The organism is Dyella sp. GSA-30 (assembly GCF_027924605.1).
Lineage (GTDB): Bacteria > Pseudomonadota > Gammaproteobacteria > Xanthomonadales > Rhodanobacteraceae > GSA-30.
In genome coordinates this window covers 5,246,278-5,264,621 of the sequence record NZ_AP027042.1, presented here as the reverse complement: position 1 = coordinate 5,264,621, position 18,344 = coordinate 5,246,278, and the positions used below count along the sequence as shown (strand labels likewise).

Sequence of the window (18,344 nt, the reverse complement as noted above, 5' to 3'; positions counted from 1 at the left end):
CCATGGGGGCAGGGGAGAGACAGGTATGCGTCGTTGGTTTGTGTTGGCCGTGCTATGGATCGCGGCATCGCCGCTGTTTGCGCAGGACATCCCGTCGCCGTTGCGCGATTGGCAGGGCTGGGTGCTTCACGACCTGCCGCAGCATGGCTGCCCCTTTCCCTCCGATCAGCAACCACAGGCAGGCACCTATCGATGTGCATGGCCTGGAAGGCTGGCACTGGACGCGGACAAGAGCGGCGCGCGCTTCAGCCTGGATGTTCATGTCGACGCGCCGGGCTGGATCGCATTGCCGGGCGACGCGCGTTACTGGCCACAGCAGGTCACGGCCAACAACAAACCCGTGCCGGTATTGAAGAACGACGACCAACCGCAAGTGTGGCTGGAAAGCGGTGACTACAATCTGCGCGGCAACCTGCCATGGAGCGAGCGTCCCGCGGGTCTGATCGTGCCCGAAACGATCGGCTTGATTCATCTCAAGCTCGATGGCGCCGAGGTCACGCGTGTCGAACGCGACGGCGACCAGTTGACGTTGGGCGAGGCGGCGGCAACCCAGCGCGCCGCCGATGCTTTATCGGTACGCGTGTACCGACACCTGCAGGATGGTCTTCCGGGGACGCTCGAAACAAGAGTGATGCTCAATGTCGCCGGCAGTGCGCGTGAGCAATGGCTGGGACCGGCCTTGCCCAAAGGCTTTGTCGCCACCTCGCTCGATGCCGATCTGCCAGCGCGCCTGGAGAACGACGGTCGCCTGCGCGTGCAACTGCGGCCCGGCGACTGGACCGTGACCTTGCATGCCCGCGCGGTAGAGCCACTGCAGCACGTGGACTTGCCGGCGACGTCGGCGCCTTGGCCTGCGCAGGAAATCTGGAGCTATTCCGACCAGCCGGAGCTGCGCAGCACGCGTGTCGACGGGCAGGGTACGGATGCTGCACAAGGCGGCGTGCCGAGTGAATGGCAGGCGTTGCCTGCCTATGTGATGGACAAGAGCCATGGTGTCACGATCGAGCTGGGCACGCGTGGCGGTGAAGGTGGGCAAGGCGATCGGCTGACCTTGACGCGTGAGATGTGGCTGGACTTCGACGGCAGCGGTTTGAACGTGACTGATCACGTGGATGGCGAGCTACACAATACGCAACGGCTGAACGTCACCGCGCCCTGGCAGTTGCAGCGCGCGTCGCTCAACGACATGCCGTTGCTGATCACTTCCGGCAGCGATCAGCGTGAAGGTATCGAGGTACGCAACAAGAAGATCGATCTGTCTGCCGGTCTTCGTTTACCCACCCATGCGGGAACATTGTCCGCGGCCGGTTGGCAGGTGCCATTCGAGCATATCGATGCCACGCTGCACCTGCCTTACGGCTATCGCCTGCTTGGCGCTCCCGGTGCGGACCATGCGCCTGACACCTGGGTTGCTCGCTGGAGCCTGCTCGATCTGTTCGTCGTCGCGTTGATCGCGCTGCTCACCGGTCGCTGGCTGGGCTGGTCGTGGGCCTTGGTGGCGGTCGGGTTTCTCGTACTGTCGCAACACGAAGCCGGCGCGCCACGCTGGACGTTGGGCGTCGCGCTGGCGCTCGCCCTGTTGATGCGTGCGTTGCCGACGGGACGCCTGCATGGTGTCGCACGTGTCGGAGCCATCGCCGCGCTCGCGTTGGGTGTGCTGTTCTCACTGCCATTTGCGGCGACGCAGATGCAGTACGCATTGCATCCTCAGCTGGAGGAGGGCGAAATCACGCCGGGGGTATTCGTGCAAATGGTCGAGCCGCAGGCGGCTCCTGCAGTGGCGCCCGCACCTGCACCTCCTGCGCCGCCGCAGGCTGAAATGGCCATGGGAAACAACGGAGCAATGGGCGGCTTTGTTGCGCAGCCGAAAGCCATGAAGGAGCGGCGTGACGCGTCCAGCCTGTCGAGCATCACCGTGACGGCTGCGCGCGCGCCGGCATCCGCAACGGCGTATGGCTTCGATACGCACAGCGTGATCCAGGCGGGTGGCGGCACGCCTCACTGGGGTGTGTTCAATGACTACGTCCTGGGATGGTCTGGCCCGGTGACGGTGGACCAGACGATGCGACTGGTCATTGCGCCGTCATGGCTGGTCCGCTTGTTGCGCGTGGCGATGCTAGCACTGCTGGTCCTATGGTTGGCCCGGCTTGCGCTGTCGCTATGGCACACATCCGCTGGCTCATCGCCGCGTTGGCGCATGCGTGGAGGCGCTGGTGCTGCGTTGCTGGCGATCGCCTTGCTGCCGCACGGCGCCCATGCGCAATCGCTGCCGGACCAGGATCTGTTGAACCAGCTGCATGGTCGCCTGGTCGAGGCACCCAAGTGCGTGCCGCAATGTGCCGCAGTAGCGCAGGCGACCGTGCAGGCCAACGGCGACGATATCGTTGTCGACATGGAGGTTCATGTCGGCGCCACCGTGGCGTTCCAGTTGCCACATCCCGATGACACGCTTGCGCTGCAAACCGTCACCGCCGATGGCCATGGCGACGCGCCTTTGGGGCGCGACGGCGATGAGCTATGGCTGCGGCTGGACCGTGGCGTGCACAAGGTCAGCTTGCGCTATCACGCCAGCAATGCCGATACGGTGGGTCTGCTGTTCTCGGACGCACCCCAGCGCGTCGTCTTTACCGGGCAAGGCTGGTCTACCGAAAGCATCGATGCAGGGCGTCTGCTCGGCGACAGCCTTGCGCTGAATCGAGTGCGCAGTGCGAGCGGTGCAAGCAATCAGCCGCAAGCCACGCAGACGTTTCCGCCCTATGTGCGTGTCACGCGTACCGTGATGCTGGACGTGGACTGGACCGTGCGTACGCAGGTCGAGCGCATCGCACCCAGCGAGGGCGGTTTCAGTCTCGATGTACCGCTGCTTGCAGGCGAGCACCCCACCGGCGAAGACTTGCGCGTTCATGACGGGCATATCGGGGTCACCTTCAACGCCGGGCAGAATACGGTCGAGTGGAGCAGCCGCCTCGATCACGTCGATAAGCTCGTATTGAAAGCGCCTGGCCTGGGCGAGCGCGCGGAGGTATGGGTGTTGCAGGCAGCTGCCATCCTGCATGTGGACAGCGAGGGTGTGCCGGGGAGTAGCAACGACGATGGCTTGAGCTTTCATCCGCTACCCGGCGAACAATTGCTATTGACGATCAGCCGCCCAAAAGCGGTCGCCGGACAAAGCCTGGCGTTCGATCAGGTAACGATCGACCAGCAGACCGGCGAGCGGGCGACCGATACGACCGTGACTTTGCGTATTCGCAGCACACGTGGCGGCGAGCACGCCATCACCCTGCCTGCCGGCACCACCTTGCTCAACGCACACCGCGACGGCGTCGCGCTCAACCTGGGTATCCGCGACGGCAAACTTGGACTGCCGCTGTTGCCGGGCGACCACAATTATGTGATCGGCTTGCGTGAGCCGCATGGCATGGCGACGTTACTGCGGACCTCATCGTTCGATCTGGGCGCATCCGCGGCCAACATTGATGTGCATGCGGGCCTGCCGCGCGATCGCTGGGTGCTGTGGACATGGGGGCCCACCGACGGTCCGGCGGTGTTGTACTGGCCGCAGTTGATCGTGTTGTTGGTCGTTGCGTGGTTGCTTGCCCGCTATGCTCCAACCCCGTTGCGTTTTCATCAGTGGCTTCTGCTGGGCCTGGGTTTTTCCGCCATGGCCTGGGGCGCGTTCGCCCTGGTTGCGGCGTGGCTGATCCTGTTTGGCTTGCGTGCGCGCTACGAATTGACAGAAAAGTCCAGGGTATTGTTGTTTAACGTGATTCAAGGCTTTTTGATCGCCTTCAGCGTTGCCGCATTGGTTGTGCTGATCGGCGCGGTACCCAGTGGCCTGCTCGGCATGCCCAATATGCATATCGTGGGTAACGACTCGTCGGCAACGAGTTTGAACTGGTTCATCGATCAGGCTACCGGGCAACTCCCGCACGGCAGCGTCTTCAGCGTGTCGCTGTGGATCTACAAGATCGCCATGCTGGCGTGGGCGCTATGGCTGGCCAATGCCTTGATCGGTTGGTTACGCTGGGCGTTCGCGGCCTGGAGCCGTGGCGGTTACTGGCAGAAACGTATGAAGATCACGCAGGAAGAAGACAAGGCATGACCGATGTAAGGCAGGCGTTGACCGAAGGCTCGCAGCGTATCGAACGCGGCGAGGCCGAGCTGTTGCTGCTGTACGCGCTGGACAAGCCGCGCAGCTGGTTGATCGCGCACGATACCGATCCGCTCGACGCAACGGCGCTGCGCACTTACCGCGCCATGCTGGAGCGTCGTGCGGTCGGTGAGCCGGTCGCCTATATCGTGGGCCGGCGCGGTTTCTGGTCGTTCGACCTGGAAGTTTCTCAGGCCACACTTATCCCGCGGCCGGAAACCGAGTTGCTGGTCGAGCTTGCGCTGCAACGGCTACCGGTCGATGCGCCTGTATCGGTGGTCGATCTTGGTACCGGTAGCGGTGCGATCGCGCTGGCGCTGGCCCATGAGCGCAAGCGTGCGCACGTCGTGGCGACCGATCGCAGTGTCGATGCCCTGGCCGTCGCCAAACGCAATGCGCAACGACTCGACGTACGTCTCGAATGCGTGCCGGGTGACTGGCTCGAACCGCTGGAAGGCCGGCGCTTCGACATGATCGTATCCAATCCGCCTTATATCGAAGCCGGTGATGCGCATCTCGGTCAGGGCGATCTGCGCTTCGAGCCGCCGCGAGCGCTATCGTCTGGCGCAGATGGCCTCGATGCCATACGCCAGATCGTCCGGGATGCACCGGCGCATCTGGAGCGAGGCGGCTGGCTGCTGATGGAGCATGGCTGGAATCAGGGTGATGCCGTAAGACAGGTATTGCAGGCGGCAGGCTTTGCGGACGTAACGACGTTCCGCGACCTGGAAGATCGCGACCGGGTCAGCGGTGGCCGGTACGACTGACTCGATCAGGCGCCCGGGTGATATACACGCTCGGTATGTTCCTTCAGTTGTTCCGGCCAGAAGTAGACGGTGCGCAGATTGCCCGTCGTGTAGCGCTCGGCTTCGTCATTGAAATGCGGCGATCCCGGGTGGCCGCTTTCACCGCCCGCCGTCACTGCCCGTGCCTGCACTTTCGGGCCGAATTCGACCACGGCGACAAAGCTGTTGCCGCTGGTGCCGTAATAGCGTTTCGTGCCGGGCCAGCGATGCGCGCCGAACGAGGCGAGCGAGCCCCAGCGCGATGAGGTGAACGGCACGGGGATGCTGGGCTTGGCGTCGTTGAACGGTTGCACGATGGCGCCGTCGATACGCTGGAAGCGGTTGACCTCGCCCCACGGCACGCCCCAGCTACCGAAGTCTTTTTCAAGACGATCCGACGCTTCGCTAAGCGCTTGCAGGCGCGCCTGGCTACCCGCCTTGGTGGCCATGACGTCGTAGATCGACAGGCCTTCGTGGGTATCGAAGGTATCGACCTTGTCCCAGAGCATGTCGCCCCAGAACACCGCCAGCGTGGTCGGCATCGAGGCGATGCCCCAGCGATAGTCCCAATGACGTAGCAGGGCGATCTGGCCGGTGAGCTTTTTCCTCAGCGGGTCATTTGCCGGCAACGCGTCGTAGTCGGCGAGCAGCACGGGTATCTGGCGCGCGAACGCGGGCAGATAGGAATCGAACGCCGCACTGATCAGCGATGTCATGGTGAAGTCGGACCGCTCACTCAGCACGCGAGTGGCGTGGAGACCGCGTGGATTTTCGCCCGCGCTGTCCATGTAGCGCGGATAGTCCTCGCGCTTGGGGCTGTATTGCGCGGCGGCCGAGTAGGGCCAGTTGTTGGTATTGGCTATCCATCCGTTGGCCGGGTTGAGCAGATGCGGCGCTTCGTTCAATGCGTGCAGGCCCTTCCAATCCGTCGCCGGATCGCTGCCGTCGACGGGCTTGGTGTAATCGAATCGATCGTCGCGCCGTGGAATGAACTGGGGATGCAGATACGCGATCTCGCCCTTGTCATCGGCAAAGATGGTGTTGTTGGAGGAGTTGGCCTTGAGCTCGGCGACTTTCATGTAGCTCGCATAGTCGCTGGCCTTGGTGCGCAACCAGCTCTGTTCGAGCGCCTCCATCGGTTTGTTCATGAGCGCGATGGCGATCCACTTACCATCGGCTGCGCGCACGATCGGACCGTGGTGGCTGGCATAGACGGTAAAGCGGCGGTTGCCCATGGAGCCATCAGGCTTGCGGAAGGGCACGTCGATCGTGTGCGTGGTTATCGATCGCAGCTCGTGGCCGTAGCGATAGAACGGTTTGCCATCCTTGCGCACGATCGTCTCGGCGAATTCGTCGACGACGTCCGCGCCGGTAGAGGTATGCATCCACCCGATGTGATGGTTGAAACCCTGGTAGACGAAAAACTGACCCCAGGTCACCGCGCCGTACGCATCCAGTCCTGCATCGCTGCTCATCTGCAATTCGGATCGGAAAAAGAACGACGTATGTGGGTTGATCAATAGCAAGGCATGTCCGTCCGCGCTCAGCTTGGGCGCGATCGCAATGCCATTGGAGCCCGAGGGTTCCTGCCAGCTCGACGGCGTATCGACAGCGGCGACCGGTTCGCCGTCGTGACCATAAAAGGCCTGCAGCTTGTCGAGCGATACCCGCTCGATATCGCCGCCGATACTGCCTTCGCTGAAACTCAAGGCCATCCATGGTTCGAAATGCGTGATGACGCGCGGATGCGTCTGCGGGTGCGTGGCGAGGTAATAGTTGAGGCCATCCGCCCAGGCGTTCATCAGGTCTTTCAGCCAGCGCGGGCTGGCGGCGTAGCGTTGCTTGAGCACCGTCGGGTCGATGAACAGCTTCATGCGCAGATCGCGCCAGAGTGCCGATTCGCCTTCGGCCTCGGCGAGCCGGCCAAGCGCATTGAGGTAGTTGGTCTCGACGCGGTTGAAGTCGTCTTCCGCTTGCGCGTAGACCATGCCGAACACCGCATCCGCATCGGTCTTGCCGTGCACATGGGCGATGCCCCAATCGTCGCGAGTGATCGTGACGGCCTGTGCCTGTGCTTGCCAGCGCGCTGCGTCGGCTGTCTGAGCCTGTGTCTTGCAGGTTGGCGCAAACGCTATGAGACAGGCGAGCGCGAGGGAATAAGGCGAACGGAATCGGCGGGTGTCGGGATGCATCGCTGTTCGCTTGGCCTCGGCAGAGCGTCCGATGATATCGCCTGCCTCCCGCGCGGGAGAGGCAGGCGTGTCGAGCTTTTACTTGGTGCCGAACATGGCTGCGGCATCGGCCTTGAAGGCTTCGCCGCTGGTCGAGCGGCTATAGAACATGTGGCCGCCCGGATAGACAGCCAGCTTCACGCGTTGCGCCTGGCCGAACGCAGGCATCTGATTGACGATCAGCTGCGAGGTATAGAACGGGCAGGACAGATCGTTATAGCCGTGTGCGATAAGTACCTTCATGTTCGGATCGTTGGCGATCGCCTTGCGCAGATCGGTGACGGGTTTGTCGTCGCTGGTGCCACGATCCCAAGCGCGGTTGACTTCGTACGACAGTGCTTCGTAATGAGCGTCGGTCTTCCAACCCACTTCGCGCGTGACGAAGTCGACCATCGCGCTGGTGGCCGGGGCCAGCAGGGCTTCGAGAATCGGATCGCCCGAGGCGCGTTGTGCCGAGCCGGGGAAGGGATCCCAGGCGGTGACGTTGGAGTCGTAGACGCTGCCGATCTTGCGATCGGAGCGATGGATCTCGCGCAGGAAAGTATCGACGTCTACACGGCCATCCAGTTTGGCGACCAGGGCCTGATCAAGCCCGGTATAGCTGGACACCTTCTGCACCATGCGGCCGATCGCGCCCGGGTCCGAGCGACCGGCAAGGAAATCGGTGACGAACTGCGTGCGCACGTAAGTTTCGACGTCGTTCATCGCTTCGGGCGTGAGCTTGCCCTGCGATTCAAGGTGCGCAGCCGTCATCGACGGCAGGTTGATCATCCATGACAGCGGCGACAGTGAATCGTCGTCACCGATGGCGGCGGGGTCGAGATAGGGCGACACCATCACCAGGCCGTTGACGCCCACACCCATCTTGGTCTGCAGCGCATAGGCGATGCGTGGTGCGCGATAACCGCCGTAGCTTTCACCCATCACGTACTTGGGCGCGCGCAGGCGGCCATGTTCGACCAGCCAGTCGTAGACCACGCGTGACAGGTAGGTAATGTCCGTCTCGGTCGAATAGAAGTCTTTCTTGGTGCTTGCTTCGTCTTCCAACGACCGTGAAAAGCCGGTACCGACCGGGTCGATAAACACCAGGTCGCTCATGCCCAGCCAGGTGTTGGGATTGTCCTTGGAGACGGCCGCATCGGACGGCGCATCGCCATCGACGCCGAACTGGATGCGCTTGGGGCCGATCGCGCCCATGTTCAGATACACCGAGGACGCACCAGGGCCGCCATTGAAGGCAAACGTGACCGGGCGGCGCGGGTCCTTGCCCGGCACCACATAGGCGGTAAATACCACCTCGGCGATCTTCTTGCCCTTGGCGTCGCGCACCGGGATGGTACCCACGGTAGCGTCATACGAAATCGTCTTGCCATCGACGCGCACGCTCTGATGCACGGTCTTGTCGGCAGGCAGCGGCGGCAAATCGTTATCCGATTTCTTGTCCGCTTCGGCTTCCGCTGCAGGCTTCTTGTCGGCGGCGATGGCGCTGGCCCAAGGGGTCAGGGTAAAGCCCGCGATGAGCATGGCTGCAAGCCAGGCGATGCGGTGCTTGGCTGGGGCCGCTGAGATGGATATGCCAGTTTGACGAACCATAGGGTCTCTCACGATTGATTGTCGGCGACACACGCTGGCCTTCGACGAGGCTGGCGCATGGGCAAACGGTATACATGAGCCAAGAGGCCTCGTCGCAACAGTGCAAGAAGGCATGGGCGGGACCCTTTACGGTCTGGCGTCCGAATCCACCGCTGTAGGCGGCGCCATGGATATTGGGTAGGCCGGGCATGAGGCGACACGCTTTTGCCGTACTTCTCTCAAACCGGGTATCGCTGTTTGGATTAAATCGGCATGCCGTAACTTTCTACGGCAACCAAGGACGGTGTCATGAAAATAAATACTCTGGCGAAAGTGATGCTTTCGCTGGTCAGCCTGGTTGTCTGCGCGCAGACCTGCCTGGCGGCCGCTACGCAGGCAAGGGAATCGGGTGAGTTCAAACATCCAGGGGTTTTTCTGGATGCCGCACAGATCGAGGCGGTACGGAAAAATATCTCTGCCGGCTCGAGCGTGACCATGCAGGCGCTCCAGGCCATGCAGAAGTCGCCGCTGGCGAGCCTCGATTACCAGCCCAAGCCCTGGGCAGTGGTCGAATGCGGCAGCTTTTCCAAGCCCGATCTGGGCTGTACGGACGAGAGCAACGACGCCCAGGCGGCCTATACGCATGCGCTTCTTTGGGCTTTCCTTCGCGACGAGCAGCATGCACGCAAGGCCGTGGAAATCATGGACGCCTGGTCGACGACGCTCACGGGAGGACATACCAACGCCAACGCTCCTTTACAGGCGTCGTGGAACGCGCAGTTGTGGCCGCGCACCGCCGAAATCATTCGTTACACCTCGGACGCGTGGGCTCCCGAGGCCATCGCTCGTTTCGAAACGATGTTGCGCACCCAATATCTTCCCAACATCGTGGCGATGGGGCGATGCCACGTATTCAACTGGCAGGCCAGCGCGATCGAGGCACGCGCCAATATCGCCATCTTCACGGGTGACCGCGCCGGTTTTGACGAGGCCATCGGCTTGTGGCCCGAACGCGCGCGCAGCAGCCTGTATTTGAGTACGGATGGCGCGGTTCCTCAATCGCACTCCTGGTGCCCCAGGCAGGGCGAGGCGCTGATCAAGGACTGGTTTGGCCAGCGAACCTTCGCGGACGGGCATGCCCAGGAGACATGCCGGGATCTGGAGCACACGGCCTATGGCCTGGCGGCATTGATCAACGTTGCCGAAACCGCGCGTATCCAGGGTGTCGACCTGTATGGTCCGGAAAAAGCGCGGCTTATGGCCGCGATGGAATATCACGCCAGACTGAAGAACCGTTCCGGTGTGCCGGACTGGCTCTGCGGTGGGACATTGAAGGGCGATCTGACCGGAACCATGGAGGTCGGCTACAACCACTACGTAGGCCGGGAGGGCAACGAGCTACCCGAAACGTCTGCGTGGCTCAATGCGCGGCGCCCCATGAAGGGCTACTTCCATTATCTGTGGGAAACCATGACGCATGCGCAGACAGCGCCCTCGCGTTGAGCCACGCAGCACGAGAGTTTGCGAGGGTATCGCCGCCCGAAGAAAGCCGGCCGCTGCTGAAGAGCAGGCGCTGGCCGACGGGGTATCCCAGTCGGTCAGCCCAGGGCTGCGGACGAGCGATCGGCCAACTGCGGGAAGCGCGCCCGGATTGCCGTGCGAATGCTTGGCAGGTCCAGCCCAGCCATGGTCAGCACTTCTTCGCGGCTGCCGTGTTCCAGATAGCTGTCGGGCAAGCCCAGGTGCAGGATCGGCTTGACGATGCCATGTGCGGCCAGGCATTCGGCCACGCCACTGCCGGCGCCACCGGCGATGGCGTTGTCTTCGAGCGTGACGAAGGCGTCGTGCGTCTTGGCAAGGTTGACGATCATCGTTTCGTCCAGCGGTTTGACGAAACGCATGTTCACCAGCGTAGCGTCCATCTCGGCGGCAATTTCCGTCGCTGGCGCGAGCATGGCGCCGAACGAGAGAATGGCCAGGCCGTGGCCGCGACGACGCATCTCGGCCTTGCCGATCGGCAAGGTGTCGAGCGCCTTGTGAATGGCCGCGCCGGTGCCGGTGCCGCGCGGGTAGCGGATCGCCGCAGGGCCAGCATAGTGAAAGCCGGTGCTCAGCATCATGCGGCATTCGTTTTCGTCGGCCGGCGCCATGATCACCATGTTCGGCAGGCAGCGCAGAAACGACAGATCGAAACTGCCCGCATGCGTGGCGCCATCGGGGCCCACCACGCCGGCACGATCGATCGCGAAGGTGACATCGAGATTCTGCAATGCGACGTCATGAATGGCCTGATCGTAAGCGCGCTGCAGGAAGGTGGAATAGATCGCCACCACCGGCTTGGCATCTTCACAGGCCATGCCTGCGGCAAGCGTCACAGCATGCTGCTCGGCGATCGCCACGTCGAAATAGCGGGTGGGGTATTCCTTGGAAAAGCGCACCAGGCCCGAGCCTTCGCGCATCGCCGGCGTAATGCCGAACAGGCGCGTATCGGCGGCGGCCATATCGCACAACCAGTCGCTGAAAATATCGGTATAAGTAGGCTTGCTCGGCGCGTTCTTTTTCACCAGTCCGGCTTGCGGATCGAACGGACCCACCGCGTGGTATTCGATCTGCGCCTGCTCGGCGGGCGCGTAGCCCTTGCCCTTGGTGGTGATGACGTGCAGCAGCTGCGGGCCAGGCAGGTCTTTGACCATGCGCAGGGCGGCCAGCAATTGCGGGATATTGTGCCCGTCGATCGGGCCGGTGTAGTGAAAGCCGAGCTCTTCGAACAACGTGCTGGGCACGAACATGCCTTTGGCGTGCTCTTCCCAGCGCTTGAAGAAGCGGCCGAAGAACGACTGCTTCGGGATGGCGCGTTTGGCGCGCTCGCGCCACACGTTGAGTGTGCGGCTGGACATCGCGCGCGCCATCATCTTGGTCAGGGCGCCGACGTTTTCGCTGATCGACATGCCGTTGTCGTTGAACACCACCAGCATGTTCGGTTCGACGTCGCCGCCGTGGTTCAGCGCCTCGAAGGCCATGCCGGCGGTCATCGCGCCGTCGCCGATCACCGCCACGACCTTGCGGTTGTCGCCCTTGCGCTGCGCGGCGATGGCCATGCCCAGCGCGGCCGAGATCGAGGTCGAGGAATGGCCGACGCCGAACGTGTCGTACTCGCTTTCTTCGCGGCGGGGGAACGGCGCCAGGCCGTCCTTTTTCTTGATCGAGGTGATGCGATCGCGACGGCCGGTAAGAATCTTGTGCGGATAGCACTGGTGCCCGACGTCCCACACTAGGCGATCGCGCGGCGTCTCGAAAACGTGGTGCAGCGCGACCGTCAGCTCGACCACGCCCAGACCCGCGCCGAAGTGGCCGCCGGAACTGGCGACCGATTCGATCAGGAATTCGCGCAGCTCATCGGCGACGGCGGGGAGCTCTTCGTCGGGGACGCGGCGCAGATCGGCCGGCGCATCGATCTGCGCCAGGTGAGGGAAGCGGGTAAGGTCGGTCATGGGGCGTATTGTTGAACCAGCGGCGGGACGGGGCAAGGGCAGGGAAGTGAAAAAGTCATGTCCGAGCGTCCGTTATCCAGGGGCTGGGGGCCGTTCTGCACGCCCTGCGCACGGCCTGGCCGGCAGGCTGCAGGCTGGCCACCGGGACGCCCTCCATGAGCATGCATACCACCTTCGGCCGTTTCGCGGCGGCTATTGCACGTTATTCAGGTAAACCGGCGGCCTTCGTCGTTGCCGCCTTGCTGATCGTCGTCTGGGCAGCCACCGGCCCGCTTTTTGGCTTTGGCGATACCTGGCAGCTGGTGATCAACACCGGTACCACGATCATTACTTTCCTGATGGTGTTCCTGATCCAGAACACGCAGAACCGTGATACCTCCGCCCTGCAGATCAAGCTCGACGAGCTGATTCGCTGCAGCAAGGCGCATAACGCGCTGCTGAACCTGGAGGAGTTGGACGACCAGACCTTGGAGCGTATCCGCCGTCATTATTGCCACCTGGCCGAGCTGGCACGCGACGACCTGGAGCATTTCGAGGACAGTTTGCGGCCCGGTGACAAGCGTTGAGCGCCCGGCGGGCGCTCAACTCATCTGGTGCCGGCGATTGCGCGGCAGGTGATTGACCAGGAATTCCATCTGGTCGGCCAGGATATTGCGGTTGGACAGGATCAGATGCTCGACCCAGCTTGGCCGGTAGGGCACTGCCAGCAGGGGCATATTGGCCTGTTGTGGCGTGCGGTTGCTCTTTTTCAAGTTGCAGGCCAGGCAGGCGCTGACCACGTTTTCCCATTCGTCCTTGCCGTGCTTGGAGATCGGCATGACGTGGTCGCGGGTCAACTCACCGCGGCTGAAATGGTTGCCGCAATACAGGCAGATAAAGCGGTCGCGGGCAAACAGCGCGGTATTGGTCAGCGCTGGCGCGGGGTCGATGGCGTGGTCGCGGCAATGGCCGGTACTGGCGACGATCGGATGCAGCCGCAGCTGGCTCTGCTCGCCGCTGTCGCGGTTATGGCCGCCATGGACGGTGATGCAGGGGTCGCCCAGGGTCCAGGCCACCGCCTCGCGCACATAGAGGCAAACGGCGTCCTGCCAGCTGATCCAATCGAGGATACGGCCGGCTGCGTCCAGCGACAGCACGCGGGTCGAATTCAGATCGGCGACCCGGTTTGGCACTTCCATCAGCATGTCTCGTCCTTCAAGCAAAGCGAAAGGTCGGTTTTTGCGATGTTGCGATGTCGCGCAGCATAGACCAATTCGTATTGCAAAACTTGTGCAAGCCGCTGATCGGGCTGGCCGAATCCCCGGACGGCACAGGGATTTCCGGGGCCGCCAAAGCGCTGATATAGTGGGCGTCCATCTGTAGACCCGACGCCGGGTTATTGGGAGGGGATGCCATGGGTGGCAGCCCCGGCACGGCGGGGCAGAGGTAAGTGACGTGGCTGAAGTTCTTTTCTACGAGCGCCCTGTGCCGCTCAACCGTACCCAACATAAGGATCTGCGCCTCAAGGGTTTGCAGAGCCTGAAATTTGCCTCCAATGTGCATTCCGTGCCGCTGACCGGCGTGGAATTTGCGTTGGCCGCGCGCGACATGCCGATCCTGTTCGCCGGGGCGAGCGTGGAAGACGCCGGCCCGATGGCCTTGCTGGGTCTGCGCCAGAACGAAAACCTGTTCGTCGATGCCAATGGCGTGTGGGAAGCCAACACCTACGTGCCGGCTTTCGTGCGCCGTTATCCGTTCGTGCTGGCCGAAAAGCCGGCCGGCCAGGAAGGCGACGATTTCACCGTGTTCCTGGACGAGGCCTATGAAGGTTTCGGTAGCAACGACGGCGACCGTCTGTTCAAGGAAGACGGCACCGATAGCGAGATTCTCGCCAATGCCGTGAACTTCCTCGGCGAGTTCCAGCAGCACGTCGGCCGTACGCAGTGGTTCATGCAGCAGCTGCGCAAGCACGACCTGCTCGAACCGCGCAATATCCGCCTGGAAAAGGACGGCAAGACGATCAACTTGAACGGCCTGTTCGTGGTCAACGAGAACAAGCTGCGCGAACTGGACGAAAAGACCGCCCACGAGTTCCTGCGCGAAGGCGTGTTCGGCTGGATCTACTCGCATCTGCTGTCGCTGGCCAATATCGACCGTGCGGCTCAGCGCCTGGATTCGCGCGAGTCCAAGGAAGCGACCAAGAACTAAGCGTCTTCGTAGCATCCGTTTGAACGAAAAGTGGCGCTTCGGCGCCACTTTTCGTTTCGGCGTCCGATCAGTGAACCGGCTTGGCCATGCGTACCAGGTCGGTGCCGAAGCCGGCCGCTTCGTACAGCGCACGGGCACGCTCGTTGCCCGGTAGCACGGCCAGGGTAATCAACTGGCAGCGGTGTTCGCGTGCCCACTCCTGGGTATGTTCCAGCAGTGCCTTGGCCACGCCCCGGCCTTCATGCGCCGTGACCACGGCCAGGTCGGAGATGTGGCAATTGCTGCGGCCGGTGAAGAAATCCTGCGTCTTCTGCAGGTGGATAAATCCGACACGTTCACCGCTATCGTCTTCGGCGATGAACAGGTAGCTGTTGGCGGGCTCGTCTTCGAGATGGCGCAACAGGTCCTTGCGGATGCCATCGATGCATTCGTGACGGCGGCGCCAGGCGGGCAGCGGGAAATCGACGAAGCGGGGAACCAGGCCGAGAATGAAATCGTCATCGTCTTCGGCCAGGCGGATCAAAAACGTCGTATCGCTCATGGGTAAACCGGGCAGCGTTGAGGGACGATCCGGGTTCTACACCTTTCAAAGCGTTTTGCGAAAGTCCCGAACGCAACGGTTTGCGTTCGGGACATGAGGCTCCGTTACACCACCGCAGGCAGCGTATCCACGCCGGCCTCGATCGCAGCCTTGTGCGTCAGGCAACGCGGCAGGATGCGGCTGAAATAGAAGTTCGCCGTATCCAGCTTGGCCTGCTTGCTGGCTGCCGACAGGCTGCCCGCTGCTGCCGCGCTGCGTGCCCACATGTAGGCAAGCGACGCATAGCCGGAGTAGTACAGGTAATCGACGGCGGCGGCACCGAGCTCTTCCGGGTTCCCCTGCACGCGCTGGGCGAGCTTGAGCGTCATCTCGCCCCATTCCTTGGCTATGACCGAGAGCTGGCCGATCAGCGGACGGATCGACTCGTTGCCGGCATGCTGCTGGCAGAAACCGGCGATCTCGCCGAGGAAGTGCTTGAAGCCGGCGCCCTGCAGCTGAAGAATCTTGCGGCCGAGCAGATCAGCCGCCTGGATGCCGGTGGTGCCTTCGTACAGCGTGATGATGCGCGCGTCGCGTACGAACTGCTCCACGCCATTCTCGGCGATGTAGCCGTGGCCGCCGTAGATCTGCAGCGCTTCCTTGGTGCTTTCCTGCGCCAGCTCGGTGACCATGCCCTTGGCGATCGGGATCAGGAACGCCACCAGCTCGCTGGCCTTGTTGCGCTCGGCTTCGTCGTTGGCGCGCCCTTCGATATCGGTCTGCAGGGCGGTGTAGAGCAGCAGGGCACGCGAGCCCTCGACGATGGCGCGCTGGGTCAGCAGCATGCGGCGCACGTCCGGCTGCACCAGCAGGTTGTCGGCCGGCTTGTCGGGGAATTTCGGACCCGACAGCGCACGCGACTGCAAACGCTCGCGCGCATAGTTGAGGCTGTTCTGCAGCGCGCGCTCGGCCAGCGCCAAGCCTTGCACACCTACCGACAGGCGCGCTGCGTTCATCATGGTGAACATGGCCGCCAGGCCCTTGTGCGGCTGGCCGATCAAAAAGCCTTCGGCGCCGTCGAAATTCATCACGCAGGTGGCCGAACCGCGGATGCCCATCTTGTGCTCGATCGCACCGGCGGCGACCGCGTTGCGAGCGCCCAGCGAGCCGTCGCCGTTCACCTTGAACTTCGGCACGATGAACATCGAAATGCCACGGCTGCCGGCCGGCGCGTCGGGCAGACGGGCCAGCACGAGATGGATGATGTTCTCGGCCAGGTCGTGTTCGCCAGCGCTGATGAAGATCTTGGTGCCGCTGATGCGATAGCTGCCATTCTCGCCGGGCTCCGCGCGGGTCTTGAGCAGGCCCAGGTCCGAGCCGGCCTGCGGTTCGGTCAGGCACATGGTGCCAGTCCAGCGGCCTTCGACGATCGGCTTGAGATATTCGTCTTTCTGCGCATCGGTGCCGTGGATTTCCAGCGCGTGGCAGGCGCCTTCGGACAGCAGCGGATACAGGCTCCATGCGAGGTTACCGGCCTGGAAGATTTCCATCGTCGCGGTGCCCAGCGCATTGGGCAATGCCTGGCCGCCAAATTCCTCGGCCTGGGTCAGGCCGGCCCAGCCGCCGTCGGAGAAGGCGCGGAATGCCTCCTTGAAGCCCTTGGGCGTGGTGACGGTCTGGGTCGCCTTGTCGTAGCGACAGCCTTCTTCGTCGCCCGGGCCGTTGGTCGGCGCCAGCACCTGTTCGCTCAGACGGCCGGCTTCTTCGAGCACGGCATCGAGCAGATCGCGGGTATGGCCGTCGCCGCCCTGCAAAGCCGTCAGCTTCTGCTCGGCGCCGAGTACGTCATAAAGGGCAAAACGCAGATCGTCGAGCGGGGCCTTGTAGATCGTCATACAGGTAAGTCCTCGAAAGCTTGGGTCGTGATCGGTGCTACCGCATCAGCGATAGGTATTGGGGATGCCGGGAACCGGTGAGAACCAGTCGTTACCGTGAAATGCAAAATCGCGAGAGTCTTTTTCCTGCTCCGGCTTGGCGTTGGCGCGTCCGGCGACGGTGTAGGCCAGTGAACCCGAGCTGCCCTTGGCGGCCAGGGTCTTGATCGCCGCGGTCATCTCAGCTGTCGGCAGCACGTTGACTTCGGTGACGTCGCCAGCGAAGGCGGGGATGTCCAGATCGAAGCCGGCATGGATACGCACCGGGATGCCGTCGGCCACTTTCAGCTCGCCGTCGATCGAGTGGAAATCCATGCTGCCGTAGCTGTTGTTCTGGATACGCACCGTCAGCTGCCATTGCCCGTCCGGGCGCACCTTCATCTCCTGGATCGTCACCGAGGGCGGAAACACGCTCTTTTTCGGCGGGCCGCAGGCGGCCAGTCCGGTGACAAGCGCACCCAGGGCGATCAGGCGGAGGATTCGTTTCATGAAATCGGACCTCAAACGATTGTTTGAATATAGCAGAATAGCGAGGAGTGAGTGGAGGGGAGTGAGGAGTGAGAGAAGAGCTTCCACGCCCCTCGAAGTTCCCTGCTGCAGAAGGGTTTGGGGTGACAGAGAAGTAGCGAGCGAGGGAGCTGTCAGGCCCCAAGCGCGCGCTCTCACTCCTCACTCCTCTCCACTCACTCCTAAATCTAAGGCATCATCTGGAATTCCCATCAGATCAGATCAGACATTCATGACCCGACGCATTGTTGCCCGCCGCTCGCCCATCCATGGCAATGGCGTTTTTGCCGTGGATACCATCGCCAAGGGCGAGCACGTCATCGAATACAAAGGTACGTTGATGACCGACGCCGAGGCCGACAAGATGTACGGCGATGGCGGCGAGACGGGGCATACGTTCCTGTTCACGCTCAATGACGAATACATCATCGACGCCAACCGCAAGGGCAATACGGCGCGCTGGATCAACCACAGCTGCGACCCGAACTGCCAGGCGCTGATCGACGAAAGCGAGAGCGGCGACCCGCGCAAGGACAAGGTGGTGATCGAGGCGATCCGCAAGATCAAGCCCGGCGAAGAGCTCACCTACGACTACGGCATCGTGCTGGATATGCCGCATACCGCGCGCCTGAAAAAGGTTTGGGCCTGCCGCTGCGGCTCGCCCAAGTGCATTGGTACGATGCTCAAGCCGAAGAAAAAGTGAGTGCAAAGTAGATAAGTCGCGGAGGGCCGGCGAGCCGCATTGAAGCGGCGCAAACGACCGGCCTATACTCGACGCTCAAGTGCCCGCCGTGGGGGCCGGGCACGTGAGCGCAGCTAGGGAACGGGGATTCATGGAAGTCAGTCCGTATGCGGCACCACCGTCGCGCGTCGATGACGCCGCGCCCGGTGGGCTTGACCTGGAAGCGCGCAAGGCTGCCCGCGTCGAGCGGTTGGGTACCGCTATCGTGATCAACGATTGATCCCC

14 protein-coding genes are annotated in these 18,344 nt (G+C 62.7%); 7 read left to right on the top strand and 7 right to left on the bottom strand.

Annotation, left to right across the window (positions count from 1 at the left end):
• Positions 1–25: 25 nt before the first annotated feature.
• Together QMG46_RS22690 and prmC are read left to right on the top strand one after the other, a co-directional pair.
• Positions 26–4,102: a hypothetical protein gene (locus tag QMG46_RS22690; RefSeq protein WP_281850173.1), complete on the top strand. Its 4,077-nt coding sequence runs from the start codon at positions 26–28 to the stop codon at positions 4,100–4,102.
• Positions 4,099–4,917, top strand: coding sequence for a peptide chain release factor N(5)-glutamine methyltransferase (prmC, locus tag QMG46_RS22685; protein ID WP_281850172.1), 819 nt, complete (start codon positions 4,099–4,101; stop codon positions 4,915–4,917). Before QMG46_RS22690 ends, prmC begins: the two co-directional genes overlap by 4 nt.
• Positions 4,918–4,922: 5 nt before the next feature.
• Here prmC and QMG46_RS22680 read toward each other — a convergent pair whose 3' ends face one another.
• Together QMG46_RS22680 and QMG46_RS22675 are read right to left on the bottom strand one after the other, a co-directional pair.
• Positions 4,923–7,127 (bottom strand): penicillin acylase family protein, encoded by a 2,205-nt coding sequence (locus QMG46_RS22680; RefSeq protein WP_281850171.1) that lies wholly within the window; start codon positions 7,125–7,127, stop codon positions 4,923–4,925.
• 78 nt (positions 7,128–7,205) lie between these two features.
• Positions 7,206–8,690 carry a S10 family peptidase gene (locus QMG46_RS22675; RefSeq protein WP_281852955.1) on the bottom strand — a complete coding sequence of 495 codons (1,485 nt, stop codon included), beginning with the start codon at positions 8,688–8,690 and terminating at the stop codon, positions 7,206–7,208.
• Between the two features lie 357 nt (positions 8,691–9,047).
• Between QMG46_RS22675 and QMG46_RS22670 the strand changes: the two genes are divergently transcribed.
• The gene (locus tag QMG46_RS22670; RefSeq protein ID WP_281850170.1) at positions 9,048–10,241 is read left to right on the top strand and encodes an alginate lyase family protein; all 1,194 of its coding nucleotides are present in this window, start codon (positions 9,048–9,050) and stop codon (positions 10,239–10,241) included.
• A 95-nt stretch (positions 10,242–10,336) separates the two neighbouring features.
• On the opposite strand, the gene dxs is transcribed toward QMG46_RS22670, so the two are convergent.
• Complete coding sequence (gene dxs, locus QMG46_RS22665; protein ID WP_281850169.1) at positions 10,337–12,229, bottom strand: 1-deoxy-D-xylulose-5-phosphate synthase; 1,893 nt, start codon at positions 12,227–12,229, stop codon at positions 10,337–10,339.
• Positions 12,230–12,384: 155 nt separating this feature from the next.
• Between dxs and QMG46_RS22660 the strand changes: the two genes are divergently transcribed.
• Complete coding sequence (locus QMG46_RS22660; RefSeq protein WP_281850168.1) at positions 12,385–12,795, top strand: low affinity iron permease family protein; 411 nt, start codon at positions 12,385–12,387, stop codon at positions 12,793–12,795.
• Between the two features lie 15 nt (positions 12,796–12,810).
• On the opposite strand, the gene QMG46_RS22655 is transcribed toward QMG46_RS22660, so the two are convergent.
• Complete coding sequence (locus tag QMG46_RS22655; protein WP_281850167.1) at positions 12,811–13,413, bottom strand: HNH endonuclease; 603 nt, start codon at positions 13,411–13,413, stop codon at positions 12,811–12,813.
• A 250-nt stretch (positions 13,414–13,663) separates the two neighbouring features.
• Here QMG46_RS22655 and QMG46_RS22650 point away from each other — a divergent pair, with 250 nt between their 5' ends.
• Positions 13,664–14,416, top strand: coding sequence for a SapC family protein (locus QMG46_RS22650; protein ID WP_281850166.1), 753 nt, complete (start codon positions 13,664–13,666; stop codon positions 14,414–14,416).
• A 67-nt stretch (positions 14,417–14,483) separates the two neighbouring features.
• On the opposite strand, the gene QMG46_RS22645 is transcribed toward QMG46_RS22650, so the two are convergent.
• The 3 genes from QMG46_RS22645 to QMG46_RS22635 all read right to left on the bottom strand — a co-directional run bounded on the left by QMG46_RS22645 (position 14,484) and on the right by QMG46_RS22635 (position 17,359).
• Positions 14,484–14,957, bottom strand: coding sequence for a GNAT family N-acetyltransferase (locus QMG46_RS22645; protein WP_281850165.1), 474 nt, complete (start codon positions 14,955–14,957; stop codon positions 14,484–14,486).
• Positions 14,958–15,061: 104 nt separating this feature from the next.
• On the bottom strand, positions 15,062–16,831 hold the full coding sequence (locus QMG46_RS22640) for an acyl-CoA dehydrogenase C-terminal domain-containing protein (protein WP_281850164.1): 1,770 nt from the start codon (positions 16,829–16,831) through the stop codon (positions 15,062–15,064).
• A 45-nt stretch (positions 16,832–16,876) separates the two neighbouring features.
• The gene (locus QMG46_RS22635) at positions 16,877–17,359 is read right to left on the bottom strand and encodes a hypothetical protein (protein ID WP_281850163.1); all 483 of its coding nucleotides are present in this window, start codon (positions 17,357–17,359) and stop codon (positions 16,877–16,879) included.
• Between the two features lie 250 nt (positions 17,360–17,609).
• Between QMG46_RS22635 and QMG46_RS22630 the strand changes: the two genes are divergently transcribed.
• On the top strand, positions 17,610–18,080 hold the full coding sequence (locus QMG46_RS22630; RefSeq protein WP_281850162.1) for an SET domain-containing protein: 471 nt from the start codon (positions 17,610–17,612) through the stop codon (positions 18,078–18,080).
• A 130-nt stretch (positions 18,081–18,210) separates the two neighbouring features.
• Positions 18,211–18,339 (top strand): hypothetical protein, encoded by a 129-nt coding sequence (locus tag QMG46_RS22625; protein ID WP_281850161.1) that lies wholly within the window; start codon positions 18,211–18,213, stop codon positions 18,337–18,339.
• Positions 18,340–18,344 lie beyond the last annotated feature (5 nt).